7 protein-coding genes are annotated in these 7,176 nt (G+C 58.1%); 5 read left to right on the plus strand and 2 right to left on the minus strand.

Annotated features, from left to right (window positions below; genetic code table 11):
* A partial coding sequence (locus tag AC1DRJ_RS16050) for a hypothetical protein (protein WP_477803031.1) occupies positions 1–144 on the minus strand: 144 nt, incomplete at its 3' end.
* Positions 145–474: 330 nt separating this feature from the next.
* Between AC1DRJ_RS16050 and glnA the strand changes: the two genes are divergently transcribed.
* From glnA to ntrC, 4 genes are all read left to right on the plus strand, one after another.
* The gene (gene glnA, locus AC1DRJ_RS16055) at positions 475–1,881 is read left to right on the plus strand and encodes a type I glutamate--ammonia ligase (RefSeq protein ID WP_477803026.1); all 1,407 of its coding nucleotides are present in this window, start codon (positions 475–477) and stop codon (positions 1,879–1,881) included.
* 303 nt (positions 1,882–2,184) lie between these two features.
* The gene (locus AC1DRJ_RS16060; RefSeq protein WP_477803027.1) at positions 2,185–2,694 is read left to right on the plus strand and encodes a DUF4124 domain-containing protein; all 510 of its coding nucleotides are present in this window, start codon (positions 2,185–2,187) and stop codon (positions 2,692–2,694) included.
* 365 nt (positions 2,695–3,059) lie between these two features.
* The gene (gene glnL, locus AC1DRJ_RS16065; protein WP_477803028.1) at positions 3,060–4,145 is read left to right on the plus strand and encodes a nitrogen regulation protein NR(II); all 1,086 of its coding nucleotides are present in this window, start codon (positions 3,060–3,062) and stop codon (positions 4,143–4,145) included.
* Positions 4,142–5,578, plus strand: a complete 1,437-nt coding sequence (ntrC, locus tag AC1DRJ_RS16070) for a nitrogen regulation protein NR(I) (RefSeq protein WP_007949021.1) — start codon at positions 4,142–4,144, stop codon at positions 5,576–5,578. Before glnL ends, ntrC begins: the two co-directional genes overlap by 4 nt.
* 633 nt (positions 5,579–6,211) lie before the next feature.
* Here ntrC and AC1DRJ_RS16075 read toward each other — a convergent pair.
* Positions 6,212–6,646: a hypothetical protein gene (locus AC1DRJ_RS16075; RefSeq protein WP_477803029.1), complete on the minus strand. Its 435-nt coding sequence runs from the start codon at positions 6,644–6,646 to the stop codon at positions 6,212–6,214.
* Here AC1DRJ_RS16075 and AC1DRJ_RS16080 point away from each other — a divergent pair.
* The gene (locus AC1DRJ_RS16080) at positions 6,645–7,100 is read left to right on the plus strand and encodes a tRNA (cytidine(34)-2'-O)-methyltransferase (protein WP_477803030.1); all 456 of its coding nucleotides are present in this window, start codon (positions 6,645–6,647) and stop codon (positions 7,098–7,100) included. The genes AC1DRJ_RS16075 and AC1DRJ_RS16080 overlap by 2 nt on opposite strands.
* The last annotated feature ends 76 nt before the right edge of the window (positions 7,101–7,176 follow it).

The following is a 7,176-nucleotide window of genomic DNA, read 5'->3' on the forward strand; positions in this document are numbered from 1 at the left end:
GTCCCACACACCGTTCACCACCACGGCCGGGTCCAGATCACGGAGCACGGTGCGGATGTTTTTGGCCAATTGGCGGATGAAACGCATCCGTACCGGGCGGCTCTTGATGGTGATCTCTGGAAAGACTTTTACGATTAGTTTCATGAAAACAGCGCGCGCTGGGCCAGCCGAAAAAGGGGGGCGCGGATTATAGCGGAAATTGCTCAAGGTTTAACCAGTTAATATGCAGAAGGTTTTGCGCGCACCAAAACAGGTCATTTACGGAATCTTGCGCAACATTGTAGGGCGCGATTTCCCGTCTAAAAATCGTTTGTACCTTTATAAGCGTGAAATTGGGGCAAAAAATCCATGGTGGGGCACTGGCATGCAATTTGCTCCCTTGTGAGGCAGGTTGCCTTGGCAGAGTATTCGCGCCGGCATCACCCACATTCCAAGGGCATCCACTACTAAGCCCGAAGCCACCCGGAGGACACTATGTCGAAGTCGGTTCAACTCATCAAAGATCATGACGTCAAATGGATTGATCTGCGCTTCACGGACACCAAAGGCACTCAGCACCACGTGACCATGCCGGCTCGCGATGCGCTGGATGACGCTTTCTTCGAAGAAGGCAAAATGTTCGACGGCTCCTCCATCGCTGGCTGGAAAGGCATCGAAGCCTCCGACATGATCTTGCTGCCGGACGACAGCACTGCCGTCCTCGACCCGTTCACCGAAGACCCAACGCTGATTCTGGTCTGCAACGTGATCGATCCTTCGACCATGCAAGGCTATGACCGTGACCCACGCGCCATCGCCCACCGCGCCGAGGAATACCTGAAGTCGACCGGTATCGGCGACACCGTATTCGTAGGTCCAGAGCCAGAATTCTTCATCTTCGATCAAGTGAAGTTCAAGTCCGACATCTCCGGCTCGATGTTCAAAATCTTCTCCGAACAAGGTTCGTGGATGTCCGACCAGGACATCGAAGGCGGCAACCACGGTCACCGTCCAGGCATCAAAGGCGGCTACTTCCCGGTTCCACCGTTCGACCATGACCACGAAATCCGTACCTCCATGTGCAACGCCATGGAAGAAATGGGCCTGGTCATCGAAGTTCACCACCACGAAGTGGCGACTGCCGGCCAGAACGAAATCGGCGTGAAGTTCAACACCCTGGTTGCCAAGGCTGACGAAGTTCAGACCCTGAAGTACTGCGTACACAACGTAGCTGTCGCTTACGGCCGCACCGCGACCTTCATGCCTAAGCCTCTGTACGGCGACAACGGCTCGGGTATGCACGTTCACCTGTCCATCGCCAAAGATGGCAAGAACACCTTCGCTGGCGAAGGCTATGCCGGCCTGTCCGACACCGCTCTGTACTTCATCGGCGGCATCATCAAGCACGGTAAGGCCCTGAACGGCTTCACCAACCCGTCGACCAACTCCTACAAGCGTCTGGTCCCAGGTTTCGAAGCTCCAGTAATGCTGGCCTACTCGGCTCGCAACCGTTCCGCTTCGATCCGTATTCCTTACGTGTCCAGCCCTCGCGCTCGCCGTATCGAAGCTCGCTTCCCGGATCCGGCAGCCAACCCGTACCTGGCCTTCGCAGCCTTGGTAATGGCTGGCCTGGACGGTATCCAGAACAAGATCCACCCTGGCGACGCAGCTGACAAAAACCTGTACGACCTGCCGCCTGAAGAGGCGAAAGAGATCCCACAAGTTTGCGGCAGCCTGAAAGAAGCCCTGGAAGAGCTGGATAAAGGTCGTGCGTTCCTGACCAAAGGCGGCGTTTTCAGCGACGACTTCATCGACGCTTACATCGCTCTGAAAAGCGAAGAAGAAATCAAGGTTCGTACCTTCGTACACCCACTGGAATATGAGCTGTACTACAGCTGCTGATCCGGTAGCGCTGCGGCACGCGGCGTGACAAAAAAGAGGCCTTCTTCGGAAGGCCTTTTTTGTGCAGGCGTTTTCACACCCAATGAATATCCATTGTGGGAGCGGGCTTGCTCGCGAATGCGGTTTCTCATTCAAAATAGATGTTGCTGACACACCGCCTTCGCCGGCAAGCCGGTCTCGCTCCCACAGGGTTTTGGGGTGTTTGCGGGAGTTTGGTAATTCATGCCCAAATGTTAACGCCTTGGGCCAACCCTGTTCCCTGACCTATGCTGCACCCCAACGCTTTCGTTTCCGGTCGATTTTATGCGTCGTGGTTTCCTTCTGATGTGGCTGCTGATCGCCCTGCCCGCCGCAGCGCAGATCTATAAATACACCGACGCCGATGGCAACACCGCCTACAGCAATCAACCACCCGATGGCGTGCCGACACAGCCGGTTGAGTTGCCGCCGCTGAATAGCGTAGAAACCCTGCCACCTCCCACCCCCTCCTCCGAAAGCCCCCTTCATGAGCCGTCACACAGCGCCTATGAGGTGCTGCAGCTGACTGGACTGCCCACCGGGGAAGCCCTGCGTGCCAACAACGGCACCTTCACCGTCAGCGTCCTGATCAAGCCTCGTTTGCAAGCGCCGCACCTGTTGCGATTGCTGCTCGATGGCCAACCGTACGGGCAGTCGAGCAATGTGCCCATCCTGCAACTGGTGAACATCGACCGTGGCGAACACAACCTGGCGGTGCAGGTGATCAATGGCGAGAACGTCCTTCAGCAAAGTCCAACCGTGACGTTCACTTTGCAAAGGGTGCATAAGCGATGAGGCTGTGGCTGCCGAGTAAACATCGACCGTGGCAGTCACAATCCGCCCGTTGAGCGTCGACTACGGTCACGACCGGAATACCCGCTCACAGATACACCGCAAGAGCAGAAACATCCTTTCTCGCGTTTGTTCTAACGTCGTTCAGCTTTGCGCACTACATTGGTGCGATAGGTTGCACCGTACCCATACCGCAACCCATTTTGGTTCGAAAGTACCCGCGAAAACTGGCAGAACGCGACGCAAACGAGCGTGAAACGTCCGTTTCAGGCCTTAAACGCTTCTTTTCGGAGCCTTGGTTTGGTTTTTGCATTTTCCTTGTATCGGCGCGTTATTCACGCGCATGCCCTGCTCCAAAAGAGGTCCTAATGACCATCAGCGACGCACTGCATCGACTATTACTCGACAACTTGACCACCGCTACCATTCTGCTCGACGCCGAATTGCGCCTTGAGTACATGAACCCGGCGGCAGAGATGCTGCTGGCCATCAGCGGTCAGCGCAGCCACGGGCAGTTCATCAGCGAGTTGTTCACCGAATCCACCGAAGCGCTGAACTCCCTGCGTCAGGCAGTCGAGCACGCGCACCCGTTCACCAAGCGCGAAGCAATGCTCACCGCCCTCACCGGCCAGACCCTGACCGTCGACTACGCGGTAACACCGATCCTGGTCAACGGCGGCACGATGCTGTTGCTGGAAGTCCATCCCCGTGACCGTTTGCTGCGGATCACCAAGGAAGAGGCGCAGTTGTCGAAGCAGGAAACCAGCAAGATGCTGGTGCGCGGTCTCGCCCACGAGATCAAGAATCCGCTGGGTGGGATTCGTGGCGCCGCACAATTGCTCGCCCGCGAGCTGCCGGAAGAAAGCTTGCGCGATTACACCAACGTAATCATTGAAGAAGCCGACCGCCTGCGAAACCTCGTCGACCGCATGCTCGGCTCGAACAAGTTGCCGTCGCTGGCCATGTGCAACATCCACGAGGTGCTGGAACGTGTCTGCCAACTGGTGTCAGCGGAAAGCCAGGGCTGCATCACCTTGGTGCGCGACTACGACCCCAGCATTCCCGACGTGTTGATCGACCGCGAACAAATGATTCAGGCGGTACTGAACATCGTGCGCAACGCGATGCAAGCCATCAGCAGCCAGAACGAACTGCGCCTGGGTCGCATCAGCCTGCGTACCCGCGCCATGCGCCAATTCACCATCGGCCACGTGCGCCATCGCCTGGTGACCAAGATCGAAATCATCGACAACGGTCCAGGCATTCCTGCAGAACTCCAGGAAACCATTTTCTTCCCCATGGTCAGCGGTCGTCCGGACGGTACCGGACTGGGCTTGGCCATTACCCAGAACATCATCAGCCAGCACCAGGGCTTGATCGAATGTGACAGCCACCCAGGCCACACCACTTTCTCGATCTTTCTGCCCCTGGAACAAGGAGCCACATCGACATGAGCCGTAGTGAAACCGTGTGGATCGTCGATGACGACCGTTCTATCCGTTGGGTCCTGGAAAAAGCCTTGCAGCAGGAAGGCATGACCACGCAAAGCTTCGACAGCGCCGATGGCGTGATGAGCCGCCTGGCGCGCCAGCAGCCCGACGTGATCATCTCTGACATCCGCATGCCGGGCGCCAGCGGCCTGGAGCTTTTGGCACGGATTCGCGAACAGCACCCGAGGTTGCCGGTCATCATCATGACGGCTCACTCCGACCTGGACAGCGCTGTCGCGTCCTATCAGGGTGGCGCGTTTGAATACCTGCCCAAGCCGTTCGATGTCGATGAAGCGGTCTCTCTGGTCAAGCGCGCTAACCAGCACGCCCAGGAGCAGCAAGGCCTGGAAGTCCCGGTCGCTCTGACCCGTACGCCGGAAATCATCGGTGAAGCACCGGCGATGCAGGAAGTGTTTCGCGCCATCGGGCGCTTGAGCCACTCCAACATCACCGTGCTGATCAATGGCGAATCCGGGACCGGCAAAGAGCTGGTGGCCCACGCCCTGCACCGTCACAGCCCACGGGCGGCGTCGCCGTTCATCGCCCTGAACATGGCGGCGATTCCAAAAGACTTGATGGAATCCGAGCTGTTCGGCCATGAGAAAGGCGCATTCACCGGCGCCGCCAACCTGCGTCGTGGACGATTCGAACAGGCGGACGGCGGCACGCTGTTCCTTGACGAAATCGGCGACATGCCGGCCGATACGCAAACCCGTTTGTTGCGGGTATTGGCCGACGGCGAGTTCTATCGCGTTGGCGGCCATGTGCCGGTGAAGGTCGATGTGCGCATCATTGCCGCAACGCACCAGAACCTGGAAACCCTGGTGCACGCCGGGAAATTCCGTGAAGACTTGTTCCACCGCCTCAACGTGATCCGCATCCACATTCCGCGCCTGTCGGACCGTCGCGAAGACATCCCGACCCTGGCCAAGCACTTCCTTGCCCGTGCCGCGCAAGAACTGGCGGTCGAGCCGAAGTTGCTGAAAAGCGAAACCGAGGAATACCTGAAGAACCTGCCGTGGGGCGGCAACGTGCGCCAGCTGGAGAACACCTGCCGCTGGATCACGGTGATGGCTTCGGGTCGCGAAGTGCACATCAGTGACCTGCCGCCAGAGCTGCTGAGCCTGCCACAGGATTCGGCCCCGGTGACCAACTGGGAGCAAGCGCTGCGCCAGTGGGCCGATCAAGCGTTGGCGCGTGGGCAGTCGAGCCTGCTGGACAGCGCTGTGCCGGCTTTCGAGCGGATTATGATCGAGACTGCACTCAAACACACCGCCGGCCGCCGTCGCGATGCTGCGGTCTTGCTGGGTTGGGGGCGTAATACCCTGACGCGCAAGATCAAGGAATTGGGGATGAAAGTGGATGGCGGGGATGATGAAGAGGGGGATGAGAGCTAAGTAGCTGTTAGTTTTCTGCTGACTGTCAGATCCAATCGCGGGCAAGCCCGCTCCCACAGGTTTAGTGCCAAGCCCGTCTTTTGCGGCTGACATAGGACCAATGTGGGAGCGGGCTTGCTCGCGAATGGGCCAGCACATCCAATAAAGATTTGACTGACCCACCGCTTTCGCGAGCAAGTCGAAATCGTCGCACCGCCGCTCCCACATTTTGAGCTTCGTGCACCGACTGAATGCACCGTGAACCGCAATCGCGCACAAATGCACATTCAATACCCTGCCTGCATTCGCAATCGAACCCCTAATGAAAAAACACGAAAGCCCCGAAATACGGGGCCTCTGGCGTTTTAGCGCGTTTTTTGTACCAAGTTGTTAAAACATGGCACGCCCCCTGCAATAGTCCATTCAGTGATTCAGTTCACTACCCGGTTTCGGGGACCTTGGTACAGGCAGGCCGGGGATTCCCCTCTTTACATCGGGCTCACACCGCTCACGCGACGAGCCCACCCTGTTTTGGGGCCCTTGATACAGGCAGGTCAGGGGTTCCTTCTTTACACCGGGCTCACATCGCAATGCGTGAGCCCCGCCGTTTTGGGAGCCTTGGTACAGGCAGGCCGGGGATTCCCTCTTTTATTGCTACCGGAGATGGATCTCCAGCCGCCAGCGGTCATCAACCTCACTACCGGCCCATTCGCCTTGCAGTGGCCGGGCCGCTACCACCGACAGCAACAACCCCCCATCACTCAAACGCACCCGCCAGTTGACGCTCTTGTCGTTGAGCTTGAGCTGACCTTTCTGCGCATTTCCTTCAGCCTCGAACAGCAATGCGAGGCTACCATCCACAAACTCGCCGTGGCTCTTGGGTTCGTTGTTGAACCACACCACCAATCCGTCGCTTGTGACCTCGATTTGCTGCAAAACAGTTGGATCAGGCGCGGTCAGGCGACCGATCATCAGCCCCACCATCATCCCGACAATCGCCAGTGAGCCGAGCACTCGCGGGAATAGTTTCGAACGAGGGTCCTTTGGCGGCGTAGAATGCCCGTCATCTTTACCTTCGGAGCCGTGCATGTTTCACRTCATCCTTTTTCAACCAGAAATTCCGCCGAATACCGGCAACGTTATCAGGCTGTGTGCCAACAGTGGCTGCCACCTGCATTTGATCGAGCCGCTGGGCTTCGAGATGGATGACAAGCGCCTGCGGCGGGCCGGCCTCGACTACCACGAGTATGCCACCCTGCAACGCCACGCCGATCTCGCCAGTTGCCTGGAGAGCCTTGGCCATCCCCGGTTGTTCGCTTTCACCACCAAGGGCTCGCGACCGTTCCACGATGCCAGTTTCGCCGAGGGCGATGCCTTCCTGTTCGGCCCGGAAAGCCGCGGCCTGCCGGCTGAAGTGCTCGACGCCCTGCCCGGCGAACAACGCCTGCGCTTGCCGATGCGTGAAGGCTGCCGCAGCCTGAACCTGTCAAACACCGTCGCGGTTGCCGTGTACGAAGGCTGGCGTCAGCTGGGCTTTAAATAACAGCGCATAACAAATGTGGGAGCGGGCTTGCTCGCGAATGGGCCATAACATTCAACATATTCGTTGACTGTTACAC

The sequence above is a fragment of the Pseudomonas sp. P5_B2 genome, from assembly GCF_056400445.1.